The 20,577-nt window shown below is 44.1% G+C and carries 16 protein-coding genes; 13 read left to right on the forward strand and 3 right to left on the reverse strand.

What is annotated here, in order from left to right:
- The first annotated feature begins 87 nt into the window (after positions 1-87).
- The 13 genes from GQ671_RS06960 to GQ671_RS07020 all read left to right on the forward strand — a co-directional run bounded on the left by GQ671_RS06960 (position 88) and on the right by GQ671_RS07020 (position 17,104).
- Positions 88-894 (forward strand): gluconate 2-dehydrogenase subunit 3 family protein, encoded by an 807-nt coding sequence (locus GQ671_RS06960; protein WP_160654669.1) that lies wholly within the window; start codon positions 88-90, stop codon positions 892-894.
- Complete coding sequence (locus GQ671_RS06965) at positions 895-2,646, forward strand: GMC family oxidoreductase (RefSeq protein ID WP_160654673.1); 1,752 nt, start codon at positions 895-897, stop codon at positions 2,644-2,646.
- 151 nt (positions 2,647-2,797) lie between these two features.
- Entirely contained in the window at positions 2,798-3,826 is a 1,029-nt protein-coding gene (locus GQ671_RS06970) for a M42 family metallopeptidase (RefSeq protein WP_160654676.1), read from the forward strand.
- A 333-nt stretch (positions 3,827-4,159) separates the two neighbouring features.
- Positions 4,160-4,813 (forward strand): class II aldolase/adducin family protein, encoded by a 654-nt coding sequence (locus GQ671_RS06975; RefSeq protein WP_160654679.1) that lies wholly within the window; start codon positions 4,160-4,162, stop codon positions 4,811-4,813.
- A gap of 31 nt (positions 4,814-4,844) precedes the next feature.
- Complete coding sequence (locus GQ671_RS06980; protein WP_160654682.1) at positions 4,845-6,332, forward strand: rhamnulokinase; 1,488 nt, start codon at positions 4,845-4,847, stop codon at positions 6,330-6,332.
- Between the two features lies 1 nt (position 6,333).
- Positions 6,334-6,762: an RbsD/FucU family protein gene (locus GQ671_RS06985; RefSeq protein ID WP_160655065.1), complete on the forward strand. Its 429-nt coding sequence runs from the start codon at positions 6,334-6,336 to the stop codon at positions 6,760-6,762.
- A 41-nt stretch (positions 6,763-6,803) separates the two neighbouring features.
- Positions 6,804-8,303, forward strand: coding sequence for a sugar ABC transporter ATP-binding protein (locus GQ671_RS06990; RefSeq protein WP_211364898.1), 1,500 nt, complete (start codon positions 6,804-6,806; stop codon positions 8,301-8,303).
- The gene (locus GQ671_RS06995) at positions 8,287-9,267 is read left to right on the forward strand and encodes an ABC transporter permease (RefSeq protein WP_211364893.1); all 981 of its coding nucleotides are present in this window, start codon (positions 8,287-8,289) and stop codon (positions 9,265-9,267) included. The genes GQ671_RS06990 and GQ671_RS06995 overlap by 17 nt, the downstream gene beginning before the upstream one ends.
- 28 nt (positions 9,268-9,295) lie before the next feature.
- Positions 9,296-10,408 carry an ABC transporter substrate-binding protein gene (locus GQ671_RS07000; RefSeq protein ID WP_160654691.1) on the forward strand — a complete coding sequence of 371 codons (1,113 nt, stop codon included), beginning with the start codon at positions 9,296-9,298 and terminating at the stop codon, positions 10,406-10,408.
- 99 nt (positions 10,409-10,507) lie between these two features.
- The gene (locus tag GQ671_RS07005; protein WP_160654694.1) at positions 10,508-12,274 is read left to right on the forward strand and encodes an L-fucose isomerase; all 1,767 of its coding nucleotides are present in this window, start codon (positions 10,508-10,510) and stop codon (positions 12,272-12,274) included.
- A gap of 131 nt (positions 12,275-12,405) precedes the next feature.
- Positions 12,406-14,079, forward strand: coding sequence for a ribulokinase (locus GQ671_RS07010; RefSeq protein WP_160654697.1), 1,674 nt, complete (start codon positions 12,406-12,408; stop codon positions 14,077-14,079).
- A gap of 100 nt (positions 14,080-14,179) precedes the next feature.
- Positions 14,180-16,246, forward strand: a complete 2,067-nt coding sequence (locus GQ671_RS07015; protein ID WP_160654700.1) for a bifunctional aldolase/short-chain dehydrogenase — start codon at positions 14,180-14,182, stop codon at positions 16,244-16,246.
- A gap of 66 nt (positions 16,247-16,312) precedes the next feature.
- Positions 16,313-17,104, forward strand: a complete 792-nt coding sequence (locus GQ671_RS07020) for a DeoR/GlpR family DNA-binding transcription regulator (protein WP_160654703.1) — start codon at positions 16,313-16,315, stop codon at positions 17,102-17,104.
- Between the two features lie 166 nt (positions 17,105-17,270).
- Here GQ671_RS07020 and GQ671_RS07025 read toward each other — a convergent pair whose 3' ends face one another.
- The 3 genes from GQ671_RS07025 to GQ671_RS07035 are packed head-to-tail and all read right to left on the reverse strand — an operon-like array spanning position 17,271 to position 20,527.
- Complete coding sequence (locus GQ671_RS07025; protein WP_160654706.1) at positions 17,271-18,413, reverse strand: ROK family transcriptional regulator; 1,143 nt, start codon at positions 18,411-18,413, stop codon at positions 17,271-17,273.
- Between the two features lie 15 nt (positions 18,414-18,428).
- Positions 18,429-19,442 carry an aldose epimerase family protein gene (locus GQ671_RS07030; RefSeq protein WP_160654709.1) on the reverse strand — a complete coding sequence of 338 codons (1,014 nt, stop codon included), beginning with the start codon at positions 19,440-19,442 and terminating at the stop codon, positions 18,429-18,431.
- Positions 19,439-20,527, reverse strand: coding sequence for an ABC transporter ATP-binding protein (locus tag GQ671_RS07035; RefSeq protein ID WP_160654712.1), 1,089 nt, complete (start codon positions 20,525-20,527; stop codon positions 19,439-19,441). Before GQ671_RS07035 ends, GQ671_RS07030 begins: the two co-directional genes overlap by 4 nt.
- Positions 20,528-20,577: the final 50 nt, after the last annotated feature.

The raw sequence follows: 20,577 nt of genomic DNA on the forward strand, positions 1-20,577 counted from the left end.
CCGTTCCCAGTTCACTTTGACAAACTTGTGAACAATCCATAGACTGGAACTGAGGCTAGATCAATTTTTGGAAAAAGGAGGGTAATTATGGATAATAATGAACGGAAAGGCAAGGAACACAAGGAAAAGACATTCTCACGTCGGGATTTCCTTAAAACATCCGGTGTCGCCGCCGGTGGTATTGTTGGTGGGTCTCTACTCGGCGGTCTGGTTGGGATGGAGCATGGTTCGAATAATGCGCAACAGCCTGAAAGCGCTACCGGGAGTGATGGTGCTGAGGGTGGTCAGACAGCACAAGCAGAAACGTACGACGCACGGACTTTCTTCAGTCGGAGTGAGGACTTTGAAACACTTGCTGCTGCGACTGAGAGAATCTATCCAGAAGATGATAACGGTCCAGGTGCAATCGCACTGGGTGTGCCTTATTTCATCGACAAGCAGCTGTACGGCTTTTGGGGTGCGAACGGTACCGATTATAAAATGGGGCCGTTTAGACCGATGGCGTCCGATACCCATGGTCGTCAGGAAAAATTGAATCGAGGCGACATGTTCCTGCTTGGCATCAGACGTCTGCAGGAAGTCAGCCAGGAAGAGCACGATGAAGCGTTTCATAACCTGGACGAAGAAACTCAAGACGAATTGCTGAAAATGTTTGAATCAGGCGATGTGGAAGTACCGGGCATGCGCGCAGAGGCTTTCTTTTCACTTCTGCGCAATACGACGATAGAAGGTGTCTATGCCGATCCCGCGTATGGCGGCAACAAAGATATGCAAGGATGGAAGATGATAGAGTATCCTGGTCCACGTATGGGCTGGACAAACGATATCCAGTCAGAGGAATTCCAATCCCTTGAGCCTGAAAGTTTAAGATCATATCAAGGAGGCGGAGTATAGATGGCTGAAGAACTTGAAAAAGTAGACGTTGTTGTCGTTGGCATGGGCTGGGCGGGCGGTATTATTGCTGCAGAACTGGCGAAAGCCGGCAGAAGTGTTGTGGGCTTGGAAAAAGGCAGTAGCAAAAAGCGCAGTGACTTCATTGGTGTGAAGGATGAACTGCGTTTTGATAACCGCTACCACATCATGCAGAATCTATCCGGAGATACAGTCACATCGAGAAACGAAGTGGATGACACGGCACTGCCGATCAGAACAACGAAAGATATGCAGCTCGGTACGGATATCGGTGGCGCCAGCCTCCACTGGGCGGGTGCAACATACCGGTATTGGCCGTATGAATTTGAGATCAGAAGCCAGACGATCGATCGCTACGGTGAGGATAAGATTCCTGACGATATGAACTTGCAGGACTGGGGCATTTCATATGAAGAAATGGAACCGTACTATGAGAAGTGGGAGTATACTGCTGGCATCTCTGGTGAACAGGATCCATTGGCACCGGAACGCAACCGTCCATGGCCGAACCCACCTCTTATGGAAACACCATCATTGAAACTATTCAAAGACGCGACAGCGAATCTCGGCCTGCATCCATTCCAAGTGGCTGCCGGAAACTTATCTCAGAATTACGAGAACCCGGATGGTGAGCAGCTGAATGCGTGCATGTACTGTTCGTTCTGTACAAGAGCCGGGTGTGACTTTGCAGCAAAATCGGATCCACTTGCGACAGTTGTGCCGACTGCTTTGAAGCAGGATAGCTTTGAACTTAGAACACGCGCCAATGTCCGACGGGTACTCTATGATGAGGAAACACAAAAAGCAACGGGTGTCATGTACGTCGACGAAACGACAGGGGAAGAATATGAACAGCCCGCAGACGTCGTTGTACTGGCAGCATTTGCCTTTACGAATAACCGGTTGCTGATGCTTTCAGATATCGGAGAACAGTATGATCCGGAAACAAGGGAAGGCACCTTGGGTCGCAATTTCAATGGTCAGTACAACTCCGCGTTCAACGGTACCCAAGGATTATTTGAAAATGAAAGGTTCAATCTCTACATGGGCGCGGGTGCACTCGGTGCGGCAGTGACAGATTATGCAGCAGATAACTTCGACCACACAGATCTTGATTTCATTGGCGGCGGTGCCATTGAGCTGAGACAATACGGTTTCGGAGCCATCTCGAGCAGTAATAACCGCCCAAGCGATACGCCAAGCTGGGGAAAACAGTATAAGGCAGATTCATTACACTACGCGTACAGAGCATTAAGAATCTGGTACACGAATATTGCCATGTCATACTGGCACAACTATTTGGATCTTGATCCTACATATGTTGACGAATACGGTGACCCGCTCCTTCGTGCGACGTATAAGTTTGGTTCTCAAGAGCGCGCCATTGCGCAGTTCGGTGTGGAGAAGTGTCATGAGATCATGGAAGAGATGGGCGCCGATATCATCCAGGATGATGAAGTGCCTGAAGAGTTCAATCACGTCTATTCCGGTGGCCACTATACAGGTGGCGTCGTTATGGGAGAGGATCCGGAAACATCGGTCGTCAACAACTATCTTCAGATGTGGGATGTCGATAACTTGTTTGTCGTTGGTGGATCTGCATTTCCACAGTTCGGTGGACACCACCCGACACCAACCATCGGTGCACTTTCCTACAGAGCAGCAGAAGGCATCGAAGAATTCCTGGAAAATGGTGAGCAGCTGGCTACCGCGAAAGGGACACTGAGAGCTTAGACATGAATAACTCTGGAGACACATTCTCTCCAGAGTTATCTTTGTTTTAGGTATGCTATAATATGGCCGCTGTCAGTTTTTTATTTATTGTATTATACATAGGATGGAGGGGAGCGTATGAATAAATACGGATTTGTTCATACATACTAATATGTTTAAAAAAGAAGAGACGATTTCATTTCTGACAGAACTACTGTCGATCAACAGCCCGTCAGGATATACAAAACACGCGGTGGATCATGTGCGCGAAACACTTGAATCGGTCGGTTATGATACCGAAACAACACCGAAGGGCAACCTGGTTGTCAGTGTAGCAGGCAAGGATACTTCACGTACCCGGGGGCTCAGTGCCCACGTGGATACACTGGGTCTGATGGTGCGTTCCATCAACGATGATGGCACACTGTCATTGACCAAACTCGGCGGGCCGCTTACACCAACGCTTGATGGGGAATACTGCGATATCATTACCCGCGACGACAAGGTATTTACAGGTACGATTCTATCCAAGTCACCATCCATTCACGTCTATAAGGACGCAGCAACGAAGGAACGGGATATCGATGGCCTCGTCGTCAAGCTGGATGAACGTGTCACGAGCAAAGAGGATGTTAAAGAGTTGGGCATCCAGAATGGCGATATTATTGCTTACGATCCGAAAGTCGTCGTCACGGATTCAGGTTTTGTAAAATCCAGATTCCTGGATGATAAAGCATCTGTGGCCATCCTGGTCAGTGTACTGAAAGGACTAAAGGCGGAGAATATCGTCCCTGCCACAAACCTGAAGTTCATCTTCTCCACCTATGAAGAAGTGGGTCACGGTGCCGCATGGATTCCAGAGGAGATCACTGAACTTCTCGCAGTCGATATGGGATGTATCGGACTGGATCTCGAATGTACAGAGTTCGACGTATCCATCTGCGCAAAAGATTCATCAGGGCCTTATGACTACGGTATGACGACAGACCTTATCAATCATGCGAAAGATAAGGAGCTCAACTACGCGGTCGATATCTATCCAATGTACGGCAGCGACGCATCTGCAGCACTCGGTGCCGGTGCAAACATCAAAGCCGCACTGATCGGTCCAGGTGTTGCGAGCAGTCACGGTATGGAGCGCACACATACGGATGCGATAGAGAATACGTTTGAACTGATTATGGCGTATATAGAAAACTAATATTCCATTGACTGACTCACCGCTTGTCACTATGATGACTTAGCGGTGTTTTTATTTGTAATATTAATTTTTCTGTATTTATTTCTGTTTACCAGTTATAGGTATCAAATAAAAATAATAAAAATTTTGAAAATTAGCTTTATTATTTTGTTTTATTCTGATATACTGTGAAATATCAAAAGTAAACAAACATATAAATAAACAAACAAAGATATTCCATGGTTCAGTTGTTCTTAGTCAATAAGGTATAAATACAGATACATCTTTTTTTTAAAAATAAATGAAAGCGTTTACTTTATGATGATAATCCTTACTGAAAAGGAGTTTTCCTGTATGAGTGAAATTTTGAAAGAATTATCCAAGTATGCAGCAAAAATGGTCGATACTAACCTGGTTGTCGGAGCTGGCGGAAACTTGAGTGTTCGGGATGATACATATATGTATATATCTCCAAGCGGATACGATCTAAAAGAAATCACAGAAGAAGATTGGGTCAAAGTCAAGCTGGAGACAGGAGAGGTTATGAGTGAATTGAAACCTTCTTCAGAGTTGGAAATGCATTTGGAGTGCTTTCGAAGAAGTCCTGGAATCAAAGCAGTACTGCATGCACATCCGACATATTCGATAGCGGTGTCTTCAGCAGGCCAAGAGATCCAGCCCATGTTCCCAGACTATCCGGCAATGGTAAAAAAGGTTTCCTATATAGATTATGTGATTCCTACCAATCATCTTATTGCTGAAGCAGTGGGGGAAGTAGTGGCTGAAAGTCAGGCTGTAGTGATGAGAAATCATGGAGTACTCACTGTGGGAGCAACAATGAAAGAAGCTTTTTTCTACATGCAATTGACCGAAGAGGCGGCAAAGGTTTACGCTATTTCTTCCATGGTAGGCAAACCAAATATACTTTCAGAGGAAGAATGTGATGATTTACGAAATCTATCGGCAGAGACGTATCGTTCAAGTCTTCTGAAAAAACAAAAACTGTGATAATCGAAATCAAAAAAGGGGGTGGAAGATAATGCTTAAAAAAGTGTTGTCTTTTGATTTTGGTGCATCCGGTGGGCGAGCCATCATAAGTACATATGATGGACGTACGCTCCAGCTGGATGAAGTACATCGTTTTGAAAACGTGCCAATCATTTGTGATGATACACTGTGCTGGAATATTGAACAGCTCTTTGGAGAAATTAAAAAAGTATTGATGAACATCGGCAGCCACACGAAAATCGAAAGTATCGGAATCGACACATGGGGTGTCGACTTCGCTCTGCTTGACAAAGAGGGGAAACTGATCCAAAACCCAGCACACTACAGAGATTCGAGAACAGAAGGTATGCTCAATGAAGTGGAAAAATATTTATCACAGCAGGAACTTTACGAAATGACAGGAAATCAGATCATTTACTTCAATACAATTTTTCAACTCATGTATTTAAAAAAATATAAAGAGGAGAATCTGAACCAGGCTGAATCACTACTACTTATGCCAGATCTTTTGAACTACCTCTTGACGGGTGTTAAATGTACAGAGAAAACGATCGCATCGACTACGCAGCTTTTTGACCCCTATAGGAAAGATTGGAACTCATACATCATTGATAGATTGGATTTACCAAGGGGTATTTTTCAGAAGGTTGTAGATTCTGGAGAAATAATTGGACGGATTTCAGAAACTCTGGCTAATGAAGTCGGAGTGCCGCAATTGCCAGTGGTAGCGACAACTTCACATGATACTGCAAGTGCGGTGGGCAGTGTACCTGCCGAGGAGTCATCGTTTCTATTTATCTCATGTGGAACATGGTCACTTATTGGAACAGAATTGGATGAGCCGATTATTTCTTCCAAATCAGCACACTATAACATCACAAATGAAAGCGGTTACAATGACACGACACATTTTTTGAAGAATGTAACAGGGTTATGGATTCTTCAGGAAACAGTAAAGCAGTTCGAAAAGGAAGGCAGACACTACTCCTATGATGAAGTGACGGATCTGATCAGACAATCCGGATCATTCACTTGTTTTATCGATACGGACGCTGCTGATTTTCAGCCACCCGGGGATATGCCTTCACGAATAAGGAATTATGCCTCGAAGACAAATCAAAAGGTACCACAGACAGACGGTGAAATATTCCGTACCATTTATGAAAGCCTGGCTTTGAAGTATCGTCATGTATTTGAAGAGATTATGGATAGTACTGACAGAGAATTCAAGAATGCATATATTGTCGGTGGTGGTTCCCAGGCAGAGATCCTTTGCCAGATGGTGGCGGATGCAAGTGGTCTGGAAGTCATAGCAGGCCCTGTCGAAGCAACGGTAATCGGCAACAGTGCTGTCCAGTTGATATCTCTCGGTGTCATAAAAGATGTTACAGAAGCGAGGCAGATTGTCAGGACTTCTTTCGACCTCAAAAAGTATCAGGGGAGAAACTTCCCAGACTGGGAAAAGCAATATACCAACTACAGTAGAATTCTCCAATCCAAAGTTAAAGGGGGCGTTTGAAATCCTGAAAAAAATCCCGAGAACCTTGTCTCCATATCTATTGAAAATATTGATGGAAATGGGACATGGGGATGAAGTCGTCATTGGAGATGGCAACTTTCCAGCAGCTTCACATGCTAATAAACTGATACGTTGTGATGGTTTGGGGACGACAGAGCTATTGGAATCGATCTTGGAACTGTTCCCTCTTGATACATATGTCGACACTCCAGTTTCATTGATGGCAGTGGGTGATAGTGCAGCAAAGGATCCGGAGATATGGCAATCCTACAACAGAATCCTGAAGGCGTCTGAAGAAGAGAACGTACAGATTGAGTATATTGATCGCTTCGATTTCTATAAAAGAAGCAAGGAAGCTTATGCAATTGTTACGACAAGCGAAAAAGCATTATATGCCAACATCATATTGAAAAAAGGGGTTATTTCATAAAGCAGGGGGTGAAGATATTGAATCACGATACAATTTTGGAAATGAAGGAAATCGATAAGTCATTTGGGGTAGTAAAAGCATTGAAGAAAGCGAACCTCATTTTGAACAGAGGCGAAGTACATGCTCTAATGGGAGAAAATGGGGCCGGAAAATCCACATTGGTAAAGGTACTCACGGGAATCCATCATCGGGACGCAGGCAACATTCAATATGAAGGACAACCTGTGGCGTTCAAAAACCCAAAAGAATCACAGGATGCTGGAATATCTGTGGTACACCAGGAACTGAACTTGATGAACCATTTGACAGTCGCACAGAATGTTTTTATTGGCAGAGAGAGTACCAAGGCCAGAATCTTTACAGATGATCACTATATCAATAGAAAAACTGCAGAGCTTTTCAAACTATTCAACATGGATATTGATCCGACTGTAAAAGTGGGTAAACTTTCGGTCGGAAAACAGCAGATGGTCGAAATCATCAAAGCTGTTTCCATGGAAGCCAAGGTAGTCATTTTTGATGAACCGACAGCTTCTTTGACAGAGACCGAAATTGAAGAGCTGTTCAAGATTATCGATAAGTTGAAAAGCAACAACATAGCAATTGTATATATATCCCATAGGATGGATGAAATTTTCAAAATTACCGATAAGATCACCATTATGCGTGATGGCGAATATGTCGGTCAGGTTGAAACCAGGGAGACAACCAAGGATGAATTGATCAACATGATGGTCGGCCGGGTGGTGTACGAAGATCCAAAATTGGAACCAAATGTTGATCAGGATGCTGAAGTGGTACTTTCCGTCAGGAACTTGAGCAATAAAGATGTGAAAAACGTAAGCTTTGATCTCCGCAAGGGAGAAATACTCGGTTTTTCTGGACTTATGGGAGCAGGCAGGACTGAAGTTGCCAGGCTGATTTTTGGGGCGGATGCAATGGACTCCGGAGAGATTCATATCAATGGCGAGAAGGTTATAATTTCAACTCCTAAAGATGCCGCAGATAGAGGTATCGGTTATCTTTCAGAAGATAGGAAGCAGTTTGGTATTGTTACCGGAATGAGTGTCGCCGACAATGTTGTACAACCCTCACTTGATAAGTATGTGAAGAATATGATGATCAAAGATGATCGTATTCACGAAATCAGTGAAAAATATATAGATGACTTAAATATAAAAACCAGTTCAACAAAGCAACTCCTTAGAAATTTATCTGGGGGGAACCAGCAGAAAGTCGTCATTGCAAAATGGCTGGAGCACAATAGTGACATATTGATATTCGATGAACCGACGAGAGGAATTGATGTCGGTGCGAAAAGTGAAATCTACAGCCTGATGAACAGACTTGTTGAAACTGGAAAATCCATCATCATGATTTCATCTGAACTGACAGAAATATTAAGAATGAGTGATCGGATCATTGTAATGTGTGAAGGCAGGAAAGTTAAAGAACTGTCAATTGATGAAGCAACACAAGAGAAGATACTGCACTATGCAACAGCACGGGAAGGGGGAGATATGCTTGAAAAGCAACAGTAGCAATGGATTCATCAGTTCTATAAAAAATGCAGTGGCATCACAACGATTCATAGCCATTCTGGCGCTCGTAGCCATCTATATATTTTTTGCTGTATCCAGTGAATCCTTCAGATCAACAGATACGCTTGTCAGTATATTTGATGCTTCATATTATATTGGTTTTCTGGCTATAGGAGTAACTTTTGTAATTATCACTGGAGGAATCGATCTATCAATAGGAACTGTTATGATGTGTGCAGCAATCATTGGTGGAGTGCTTTTTCAGATGGGATTGCCGATTTGGCTGGTCCTCATAGCAATCATCGCCATAGGAGGCTTGTTCGGACTTTTCAACGGTATACTAATTGCCAAATTTAAACTTCCTCCATTCATTGCTACACTCGGTACGATGATGATTGCACAAGGCCTTGGTTCCATCATTTCGAATGTGCAGAGTGTCACGTTTCCATTACGTGGTTCCGATGCTGGCTATTATGTAAACCTCTTCCGTCTTCCCAACAACTTTCCAGTAGGTATTTTCGTACTCATTGGATTTGCGCTGCTTGCCGCGCTGGTTCTCAATAAGACGAAGATAGGGAGATATATTTTTGCTATCGGAAGTAACAGGGAAGCCACTAGACTTTCAGGTGTCAATGTCAATCGTTGGGAGACAGTCGCCTATATCATCAGTGGACTTTTCGCAGGTATTGCAGGTATCGCCTATGCTGCGACCTACACAACTATATTGCCAGGTGAAGGTGCTGGTTTTGAACTGGATGCCATCGCCGGAGTGGTCATTGGAGGGACTTCACTGAGTGGAGGAATCGGCTCGATACTCGGAACAGTAATTGGGGTCTTCATAATGAGTGTTCTGAAAGTCGGGCTGCCTTATATAGATCTCCAACCACATTATCAGTTGTTCATAACAGGAATTGTGTTAATTATTGCAGTTTATTTCGATGTAAGACGTCGTAACAAACTGTAGTGAAATATAAATTATAAGGGGAATTAAGATGAAAAACAAAGGTTTCTACAGATTCATGATGTTCGTTGCTCTGATTTTGACAGTAAGTGTAATTGCAGCATGTGGTAATGGCTCCGATGAAGAATCTTCTGAAGCTGAAGCTACAGAAGGAGAAAGCGAAGGTATGGTCGTTGAGGTTGTAGCTAAAGGTTTCCAGCATGATTTCTGGCGTGCAGTAAAACAGGGCGCACAGGAAGCAGCAGATGAAAACGGTGTAGAAATGAAGTTCGTAGGTCCTAAAGATGAATCGGCAATCGCCGAACAAGTGGAAATGCTGAATAACGCAGTTAACAAAAATCCGGATGCTATCGCATTGGCGGCTCTTGATACAAGTGCCCTTCTCGGACCTATCAATCAGGCAATGGAAAAAGATATACCGATAATTGGTTTCGATTCCGGTGTGCCTGATGCGCCAGAAGGTGCAATTGATGCGAATGCATCTACCGACAATTATGCTGCAGGTGAACTTGCAGCAGAGAGTATGTATCCTGCGATTGAAGAGCAAGTGAGTGGGGCTGAGGGAGATGTCCGCATCGGTGTTGTAGCTCAAGAAGTAAATTCATTATCAATTACTCAGCGCACACAAGGTTTTATTGAAAAGATGGTTGAGCTCAGCGAAGCAGAACTTGGTGAAGGAACTGTCGCCGTTACAGGGCACCAGAAGCTGAGTAATAGTGTGTCAGAAGGAGACGCAAAACTTATTATTGAAACGAGAGTACCGGCACAATTGACGGATTCGGCTGGACAGACTGAAGCACAGACCCTTCTGAACAAGGAAGATTTAATTGCGATTTATGGTTCCAATGAGTTTGCCGCCAAAGCAATCATTAATGCAGATAGCGCGATCTCCGGTGGCCGTATTGGTCCGGATAAAGTCGTTGCAGTAGGTTTTGATTCTGGTGCACTTCAATTGGATGCAATTCAGTCTGAAAAGTTCTACGGATCAGTTACTCAAGACCCCGTTTCAATTGGATATAATACAGTGGATCTTGCGATAAAAGCAACCAGAGGAGAAGAAGTCAGTGATGTCGACACAGGAGCAAAATGGTATAACAGTGAAAATATTGAGTCTGATGAAATCCAAGCTCTAGTTTACGAATAGTCAGTGCAGTTTTAGTAGTAATGTTAAAGCGGTTACCATAACGAAAGAATAAAAATGGTGACCCTTTTAAGTATCCAAATACCATAGGAGTGACCGCAAATGAATAGATATCCAATAATTGGAATTAGACCGACGATTGATGGAAGAAGACGTGGTGTAAGAGAATCTCTAGAAGCTCAGACGATGAACATGGCCACAAGTGTCAAAGAATTGATCGAAACCACGTTGAAATATCCAAACGGTGAAAATGTTCAATGTGTCATAGCAGATACAACTATAGGCGGTGTCAAGGAAGCAGCCGACTGTAAAGAGAAGTTTCGTCAAGAAAATGTAGGTTTGACAATTACTGTGACCCCTTGCTGGTGCTATGGTACCGAAACAATGGATTTGGATAACAGAATGCCGCATGCCGTCTGGGGATTCAACGGGACTGAACGGCCTGGCGCAGTATACCTTGCTGCTGTGCTTTCAGCCTATGCCCAAAAAGGCGTACCGGCGTTTGGAATCTATGGAGAGCATGTCCAGGAATCTGATGATGATAGTATTCCGGAAGATGTGACTGAGAAACTTCTTAAGTTTGCAAAAGCCGGATTAGCAGTCGCATTGATGAAAGATAGATCCTACTTATCGATGGGAACTGTTTCGATGGGAATCGCAGGATCAATCGTCAAAGATGAGTTCTTCCAGGAATTTTTAGGTATGCGTAATGAATATGTGGATATGACTGAGTTTGTTCGTCGTATCAATGAAGAAATATATGATGTGGAAGAATATGAAAAAGCATTGGAATGGACTAGAGAGAATGCCACTCTGGGATTCGATAATAATGAAGAAGACCAGCGATTCACGGACGATGAAAAAGAGAGTAACTGGGAAACAGTTGTTAAAATGGCGCTTATTGGTCGCGACTTGATGGTTGGTAACGAGAAGCTGGCTGAAAAAGGCTACGAGGAAGAAGCCATGGGGCATGACGCTATACTTTCCGGTTTCCAGGGACAACGTCAATGGACAGATCATTTCCCTAATGGCGATTTCATGGAAACAATGTTGAACAGTTCTTTTGACTGGAATGGGAAACGTGCGCCTTATGTTATGGCTACAGAGAATGATAATAACAATGGGGTTGCCATGCTATTCAACTATCTGTTGACGAATACTTCCCAGATTTTTGCAGATGTACGCACATATTGGAGCCCAGAAGCTGTCAAAAGGGTTACCGGACATGATTTGAGTGGCAAAGCATCCAATGGTCTCATCCATTTGAAAAATTCAGGAGCATCAGCTCTAGATGGAACAGGTCAGCAGAAGCAAGACGGTAAACCGGTGATTAAACCGTTCTGGGAAGTCACCGACGAAGAAGTCGATGCGATGATGAGCAATACTACATTTCATCCGGCCAATAAACAGTATTTTCGTGGAGGTGGATACTCCACACGTTACCAGACTAAAGGCGAGATGCCTATGACGATGACGAGAATCAACATTGTAAAAGGACTGGGTCCAGTTCTTCAAATTGCTGAAGGCTATTCCATAGAATTGCCTGACGAGGTTCACGAAGAAATAGATCAAAGAACCGATCCGACATGGCCTACAACATGGTTTGCACCAAACCTTACAGGAGATGGAGCATTTACATCCGCTTATAATGTAATGGACTTCTGGGGGTCCAATCACTGTGCTGTGTCCTATGGACATATCGGATCAGAATTGCTGACATTGGCATCGATGCTGAGAATACCAGTAAATATGCATAATGTGAAAAAAGATGAAGTGTTTCGTCCACACGTATGGTCCATGTTCGGAACACAAGGTTTAGAGTCAGCAGACTTCCGTGCATGCAGCAGTTTTGGACCGCTGTATAAATAGATGCAGGAGGAGAGGTTGCTGTTGAATGAGACTGCAACCTCTCTATTGTTGAATATGAGAAACAATGAACAGGTGATGATGATATTTCATCACGTGACCTTGCATGTGCATCTAACAAAGGAGGTACTATAATGGACGGTAACTTTGCAGTCGGTTTGGACTTTGGCACGGAATCTGCAAGGGCAGTACTTGTCTCATTGGAAAATGGACAGGAGATAGCTGATCATGTTGTTGTTTATCAGCATGGTGTCATCAATGAAAAGTTACCCTATTCGGACGTTCGGCTAGGACCCGATTGGGCTTTGCAGCATCCTGATGATTACATCGGTTTCATCAAGGTAAGCATCCTTGAAATAGTACGTAAATCAGGGGTATCACCAGAAAAGATTGTAGGCATAGGGGTGGGTTTTACCTCTTGTACTATGCTGCCGGTCGATGATAGCAACACTCCATTATGTCTGAATCCGAAGTTCGCCGAAGACCCGAATAGCTGGGTGAAACTATGGAAGCATCATGCCGCCCAGAAAGCAGCCAATAAGTTGAATCATATTGCGTCAGAGAGGAAAGAACCTTTCTTACATAAATATGGAGGAAAGATTTCATCGGAATGGATGATTCCTAAAATACTGCAGATCCATGAAGAGTCCCGAGATATATATGAAGCAGCAGATCGTTTTGTTGAAGCGGGGGACTGGGTTGTTTCAATGATGACAGGAAATTATATGAAAAGCAGTTGTGCCGCAGGATATAAAGCGTTGTGGAATAAAGGAAAGTACCCTTCCAACGAATTTTTCAAAGCGCTTGATCCCGATCTCGAAAAGTTGACAGAGACAAAATTGCGCGGAGAAATCCATCCACTTGGTACTAAAGCAGGTGAACTTACAGAAGAGCTGGCGGCAGACATAGGATTACCTGTTGGAACTGCAGTAGCAGTCAGTATAATTGATGCGCATGCATCAGTACCTGCAATGGGAATTACTGGACCTGGGAAGATGGTGATGGCAATGGGAACTTCCATCTGCCATCTCGTACTGGGGGAAGAGGAAGTCGATGTCGAAGGGATCAGTGGTGTCGTAGAGGATGGAATCATTCCTGGCTTTTATGGTTATGAAGCAGGACAGCCGGCTGGTGGAGACATCTTCGCATGGTATTTAAATAACAGCGTTCCAAAGTATGTTGAAGAAGCTGCGAATCTAGAAGATCTTTCATTGCATGACTGGCTTGAGCGTGAAGCAGCAATATTGAAACCGGGTGAATCCGGTCTTTTGGCTTTGGACTGGTGGAATGGAAACAGAACGACATTAGTGGACGCCGAGTTAAGTGGACTTCTGGTTGGAATGTCACTCGATACCAAACCTGAAGAAATCTATCGGGCACTTCTGGAATCATTAGCATTTGGAACTCGAAAAGTAATCGATACATTCGAACAGAATGGAATTCTCATAGAGGAGTTATATGCGTGTGGTGGGCTACCAAACAAGAATAGCCTTCTCATGCAGATCTTTGCAGACATAACAAATCGGACCATCAAAATTGCCGATACTAGCCAGACACCGGCGATTGGCGCAGCAATGTATGGTGCGGTAGCTGCAGGCAAAGAAAAGGGTGGGTTTGATAATATTGAAGAAGCAGCAGAGAAAATGAAACGCATAAAAGATGAATATATCACCCCCATAGCTGCAAATGTAGAAGCATATGAAAAGATATATGAGCATTTCAACGATCTGTACAATTATTTCGGCAAAGATTCAAAGGTAATGAAATCATTGTTATCACTGCGTACAGAGAGCAAAATTTGGCATTAGGCTTTTCCAGGCGAATGTTTTGCCTTCCTATTCAGCGATAGCAATAAATGTATGTGTTTTCAATATATAAAATTCAGGTATAGTAATAGGAGGATATTTGATGGTAAAAAATCATTGGAATGACAAAGAAGATAATCTTAATACCGGTCTGGAAGAACTAGTATACCGTTCGAACCTGCTCGGGCAGGATCGCTCAGTGGCAAATTGGGGTGGTGGCAATACTTCGGTTAAAACGACAGAAACTGATTTTAAAGGTGATGAAGTCGAGGTATTGTGGGTCAAAGGTAGCGGTTCGGATCTGGCAACAATGCAGGCTGAAAATTTTACTGCTTTGAAACTTGCTGAAATTAGACCACTGATCGAAAAAGAAGACATGCCTGATGAAGAGATGACGGATTATCTGAGTCATTGTATGCTTGATCGAAAACACCCCCGTTCTTCCATTGAAACGTTGCTCCATGCATTTTTACCGTATACACATGTGGATCATACACATCCGGACGCAATCATCAGCATAGCGTGCGCTGACAATGGTAAGGAAGTTGCCGAAGAAATTTATGGAAATCGTTTTGTCTGGGTGCCATATATCAGACCTGGTTTTAAACTTTCTAAATTGATAGCAGAAGGTGTGAAAGCAAATCCATCAGCAGAACTGGTCATCATGGAGAAGCATGGACTGGTGACTTGGGGCGACACGTCAAAGGAAAGCTATGATCGGACAGTTGCCATCATCCAGGAAGCAGAAAGATATATTGATGACAAAGCCAAAAACACGGAACTTTTCGGAGGGATGAAATACAAGTCTCTTCCAGAAGAAGAAAGAAAGGCTGTATTGAAAAAAGTTCTACCTGTGATTCGCGGACATGTCAGTGAAGAGAAGCGTATGATAGTGACCAATGATAGTAGTCAAGAAGTTCTCACATTCGTCAATAGCAGAGGTGCAGAGGAACTGTCACAGATTGGTGCAGCTTGCCCAGATCACCTTGTCCACACTAAACGAGTACCGCTATATATAGATTGGGAACCCGAAAGCAAAGACATCGATAAGTTGATTGAGAGCATAGAAAAAGGGATTTCTTCTTTCAAGGAAGAATACATCGCATATTTTGAACGTAATAAATCCGAAGATGATAAGATGTTTGAAGCTGTGCCACGCGTAATTCTCATTCCCGGAATCGGCATGATAAATACAGGGAAAAGTGCTTCTGCTGCAAATATAAGCGAATCCCTGTATAAAAGAGCTGTTGCTGTCATGGGAGGAGCCACTACTCTAGGGAATTTTGTTTCTTTAAATGAATCAGAGTCATTTGCAATAGAGTACTGGCCACTGGAACTTTATAAACTGAGTCTATCACCACCGGAGGCAGAATTTTCCCGCAAAGTTGCATTCGTAACAGGTGGCGCTGGAGGAATCGGCAGTGCGACGTGCAAGCGTCTGCTTTCAGAAGGTGCCCATGTCGTCGTTGCAGACATCAATATTGAAGGCGCCAGGGAGCTCGCTGAGGAAATAAATAGCATTTATGGAGCAAACAGAGCTCTGGCAGTCAAAATGGATGTAACCAAAGAAGAGGAAGTAATTGATGCAATTCATGAAGTAGTCCTTGAATATGGCGGTGTTGACATTATTGTCAATAACGCAGGACTTGCAAGCTCCAGTCCATTTGATGAAACGACCATGGATCAATGGAATCTGAATATAGGTGTACTGGTCACCGGCTACTTCCTTGTAGCAAGAGAAGCATTCAAAGTGATGAAGCATCAAGATATAGGCGGAAACATGGTTTTTGTAGGTTCAAAGAATTCAATCTATGCGGGAAAAAATGCAGCTGCCTATAGTACAGCAAAAGCAGCAGAAGTACACCTTGCCAGAACAATCGCCGCCGATGGTGGAGAATTTGGTATTCGCGTCAACTCTGTACTCCCCGATGCTGTAATACGTGGATCGAAAATTTGGGATTCAAACTGGAAGGAAGAGAGGGCATCTTCCTACGGCATCGGTTCAGATGATCTTGAGTCGCACTATAGAAAACGTACAATTTTGAATGTGAACATCCTGCCTGAAGACATAGCAGAATCAATCGCATTCCTGGCTTCTTCCAAAGCCGAAAAGACTACAGGCTGCATGATTACTGTCGATGGGGGCGTAGCCGCAGCATTCACCAGATAATTTAGAGGGTTCCCTGCAAGGGAGCCTATACATAACGAACTTAATATAAGAAAGAGGAGGGTGGCAATGCTTGTTGCTGAGAGACATCAAAAAATAGTTGAGTTGGTAAAAGAAAGAAAAAGCATCAGGGTATCAGAATTGAGTGATATTTTCTCTGTAACTGAAGAGACCATACGAAGAGATCTGGAAAAATTGGAAAAGGAAAGCAAGCTCGCTCGAAGCCATGGTGGCGCTGTCTACGTTTCCTCTGTCAATAATTCAGAAATTCCGTATTTTCAAAGAGAGATAATGAATGTAAGTGAAAAAAAAGAAATTGCTTTAGAAGCGGCTAAACTGATTAAAGAAGGAGACAAAGTCATACTCGATGCCAGTTCGACAGCATGGTATGTAGCAAAAGCACTTCCAGATATCCCACTGACTGTTTTGACCAATTCGATCAAAGTAGCAATGGAGTTAAGCAATAAAAAGCAGATTGAAGTAATATCTTCAGGTGGAATATTGCAGACAAAATCTCTTTCTTTTGTTGGACCGCTCGCAGAAAGTTCAATGGAATCTTATCATGTAAACAAAGCTTTTATTTCTTGCAAAGGGCTTCATTTGGAGAGAGGCATCAGCGACTCCAATGAACAGCAAGCACGCATTAAAAGAAAAATGATTGAGATTTCAGATACAGTGTATGTAATGATTGATAATAGCAAGTTTGGTGTAAAGGCTTTTTCGAACATCTGTAGTCTCGATGAGATTGATCACATCATTACAGATAGTGAAGTGAACCCCAATATATTCAAAAATCTAAAAGATAGGGCTTTGGATATGACTAAAGTGAATTTAGATAAAGCATCTTCGAGTGAACTATAGTAGGAATTGAAAGTAATATTATGTATTGATTATTGTTACTTATCACAGACCACTTTGTGTTCTCGGTTTTATGCGATTTTAGTGTATAAAACATATAATAAAAATTCACCTGAGGATTGTGTTATCAACAATCCTCAGGTGAATTTTATTCCGTATATATCAGCTTCTAACTGAATATCTTTTCCAGTATGAGCAGTGCCGCACCTTGAGAGGATGCGGATTTTTTTATTTTACTGATCTCTATCTTGGCCTGACCGAAGCTGGCGGAGGCATTGCCGTTCTCGAGCACCTCGTTCAAGGTTTCCATGAAGTAGGGATGAAGGTTGCTGACGCCGCCGCCAAGTATGATGAGATCTGGATCGATCACGTTGATATGATTGATGAGTGCGGTACCGAGATATGTACCGACGTTTGCGATCTCTTCCTTGGCAGCCGCGTTACCCTGATCGGCAAGCTGGAGCAGGTCTTTGGCTGTCTGGTTGCCTTCGATGATTCCTTTTTCCTGGGCCTTATTGGCGATGCTGAGCCCTGAAACGTAGGCCTGCAGACATCCTCTTCTGCCGCATTCGCACAGCTTGCCGTTGACCTGGATGATGGAGTGGCCGATTTCCCCGGCAAGGTTATGGCTGCCGTTATAGAGCTGGTTATCGATTAGAATCGCTCCCCCGACACCATGTCCAAGATTGACATACAGTATGTTGTGATGGTCGGAGTGCACTTTGGATACTTCCGCCCATAGCTTACAGCGCACGTCATTCTCGACATGAATCGGCAGACCGAATGTATCGGTGAGGAAGTCGAAATTGAAGTTCTTGATCTGAAGCAGGAGTGGGGCGTAGACGGATGTATTCGTCTCCACATCGACAAATCCATGCATGGCCACACCAATACCGAGATAGTTATTCCTTGGCTTCATCACTTCTTCAATGCTTGCCACGACCAGTGCTTCCAGATCATCCATGGAGATTGAGCTGTCGATATCATGAATCAGCGTACTTTCAATATCGCCACGGATATTTGCGACGACGGTCTCTACGGATTTTGGTCCGATATAGATACCGATGACTTTATTGTCATCATTATTCAGCTTCAGAAGACGTGGTTTTCTTCCGCCTTTCGACTCACCGATACTCGATTCGAAAATGATGTTGTCATCCAGCAGCGATTTTACGAGCGAACTTACGGTCGGAGGAGTCAAACCGGACTGCTGGGCAATGACCGCCCTGCTGATACCATCGTTGCTGCGAATGTAGTTCAGCACCAGGTTTTTATTTTTATTTTTCATGCTTTCAAATGTTGCTCTCTCCACTTGACTCCATCCTCACTATTGAATGTTGAATTGATATACGGTCCGTTTTGCAAATGTGCCACCGGCCGGAAGTATCGTTTTCGATGACGGGTTCATATTGATGTCATCCGGCGGCATCTGCGCTTCCAGTGTCAGTCCACAGTATGGATAGAAGCGTCTTCCGGTGGCATCACTGAAATTAAAGTCGTTTGATGTGAATACTACAACAACCGGGTCCTCCGATTCCAGAATGATGCTTCTGCCATTCGGAGTACTGAGTACGACGGATTCTTCTGTCATCATGAATGGATGATCCAGTCCATTGAACTGACTGAACTGGGGATCGGGCGATTCGACCAGTTCACGGAACGCGATGGTTTTTTCATTACTCTTGATTATACCATTTTCTCCGAGTGGTAGAACCATCTCGTCCACTTTTCCATACTCGGCGTTACCGAAATTGACTGTATGGTTCAAGATGTCGTCTTTCAGATCGCCATTCAGATTGAAATACATATGGTTCGTCGGATTGACCAGTGTTTCCTGATCCGTCGTGATGCGGTAGTCGATCGTCAGCCGGTCATCCTCTGTATACGTGTAACGGATTTCGATATCGAGATTGCCGGGGTATCCGTCTGTCATATCATCAAGCGTACTGTTGAAGATGATGGAAACCCGGTCTTCCTGCTCTTCAATCTCATGGTCGAAGTAGAGCGTATCGAAGCCATGACTGCCGCCGTGGAGATGATGCGGACCATCATTTTGTGTCAGTTTGAGAGGTGTCGAACCGATGACCGCTTCTCCGTTTCGTATTCTCCCGGCTGTCCTGCCGATTGCTGCCCCGAAGTAGTAGGGGTGGACCAGGTAGTCGGTCGGGTCCTCGTGTCCGAGCAGAATATCTTCATGCTTCCCATCCTTGTCAGGCACAATCCATTCGCATACTCTTGCGCCATAATTGAGGAAGCTGATCTTTCTGTCGCCGTTGATGATGCTGATGCCGATGAAATTCGATGCGCCATTGTCTTCATGGTTTTTTACGTTCACTTTCATAGTGCTTCCTCGGTGTCGATATCAAAGAATGATATTTTGTTCTGATCCATGGCGAGTTCGATGACATCGCCTGTTTCATACTCGAACCTCGAATCGAGCTTCACTTTGATCTCCTGGCCTTTAATATCACCGAAGATGATGGTCTCAGAACCGAGGAGTTCCACAGCCTCCACTTTGAGCTTGATCTTGTTGTTGGTGGTGTTTTCGCTGAAAACCGGTTCGTCATGCATATCCTCCGGTCGGATGCCTATCAGGATTTCATCTTTATTATAATCTTTGATTTTACCGAGCCTGCCTGCAGGGATCTCGATGCGGAAGTCTTCCCAGACGATCGTATTGCCTTCGAGCGTGACTCTGGCAATATTCATGGCCGGGCTGCCGATGAATTCTGCGACAAACCTGTTGTTCGGGTTTTCGTAGATATCTCGCGGTGTGCCGACCTGCTGGATTTCTCCTGCGTTCAGGACGACGATGCGGCTGGCCATGGTCATGGCCTCCGTCTGGTCGTGGGTGACATAGACGACTGTCGCATTGAGATTCTTGTGCAGCTTGGTCAGTTCGGAACGCATCTGTACACGCAGTTTGGCATCAAGGTTGGATAATGGTTCGTCCATCAGGAAAACTGCCGGGTTTCTGACGATGCTGCGGCCGAGCGCAATCCGCTGGCGCTGGCCACCGGACATGGCTTTCGGTTTCTTTTTCAGAAGCTCCGTAATGCCGAGAATGTTGGCGGCCTCCATCACTTTCTGATCGATTTCCTTCTTGCTCGTCTTTCTGAGTTTCAGAGAGAAGGCCATATTGTCGTAGGCATTCATATGGGGGTAGAGCGCATAGTTCTGGAATACCATCGAGATATCCCTGTTTTTCGGTTCGACATTATTGACCTTCCGGTCCTCGATCCATATTTCTCCCTCTGTTATTTCTTCAAGTCCGGCAAGCATTCTGAGTGTTGTCGACTTGCCGCAGCCGGACGGTCCGACAAACACGACAAACTCCCCATCTGCAACTTCCAGGTTGAAATCCTTAACGGCATGAAACTTATCCTCGTACTTCTTATTGATTGATTTGAAACTGATTGATCCCATCATGCATCCCTCGCTTGAATAGTAGTTATTATTATTATATACTTAATTAA

This window comes from Salinicoccus hispanicus (assembly GCF_009831115.1).
Lineage (GTDB): Bacteria > Bacillota > Bacilli > Staphylococcales > Salinicoccaceae > Salinicoccus > Salinicoccus hispanicus.

Bases quoted from the DNA above. Each gene is read 5' to 3' on its own strand.
- GQ671_RS06960 (WP_160654669.1), top strand. From the start codon at position 88: ATGGATAATAATGAACGGAAAGGCAAGGAACACAAGGAAAAGACATTC.
- GQ671_RS06965 (WP_160654673.1), top strand. From the start codon at position 895: ATGGCTGAAGAACTTGAAAAAGTAGACGTTGTTGTCGTTGGCATGGGC.
- GQ671_RS06970 (WP_160654676.1), top strand. From the start codon at position 2,798: ATGTTTAAAAAAGAAGAGACGATTTCATTTCTGACAGAACTACTGTCG.
- GQ671_RS06975 (WP_160654679.1), top strand. From the start codon at position 4,160: ATGAGTGAAATTTTGAAAGAATTATCCAAGTATGCAGCAAAAATGGTC.
- GQ671_RS06980 (WP_160654682.1), top strand. From the start codon at position 4,845: ATGCTTAAAAAAGTGTTGTCTTTTGATTTTGGTGCATCCGGTGGGCGA.
- GQ671_RS06990 (WP_211364898.1), top strand. From the start codon at position 6,804: ATGAAGGAAATCGATAAGTCATTTGGGGTAGTAAAAGCATTGAAGAAA.
- GQ671_RS07000 (WP_160654691.1), top strand. From the start codon at position 9,296: ATGAAAAACAAAGGTTTCTACAGATTCATGATGTTCGTTGCTCTGATT.
- GQ671_RS07005 (WP_160654694.1), top strand. From the start codon at position 10,508: ATGAATAGATATCCAATAATTGGAATTAGACCGACGATTGATGGAAGA.
- GQ671_RS07010 (WP_160654697.1), top strand. From the start codon at position 12,406: ATGGACGGTAACTTTGCAGTCGGTTTGGACTTTGGCACGGAATCTGCA.
- GQ671_RS07015 (WP_160654700.1), top strand. From the start codon at position 14,180: ATGGTAAAAAATCATTGGAATGACAAAGAAGATAATCTTAATACCGGT.
- GQ671_RS07020 (WP_160654703.1), top strand. From the start codon at position 16,313: ATGCTTGTTGCTGAGAGACATCAAAAAATAGTTGAGTTGGTAAAAGAA.
- GQ671_RS07030 (WP_160654709.1), bottom strand. From the start codon at position 19,442: ATGAAAGTGAACGTAAAAAACCATGAAGACAATGGCGCATCGAATTTC.
- GQ671_RS07035 (WP_160654712.1), bottom strand. From the start codon at position 20,527: ATGGGATCAATCAGTTTCAAATCAATCAATAAGAAGTACGAGGATAAG.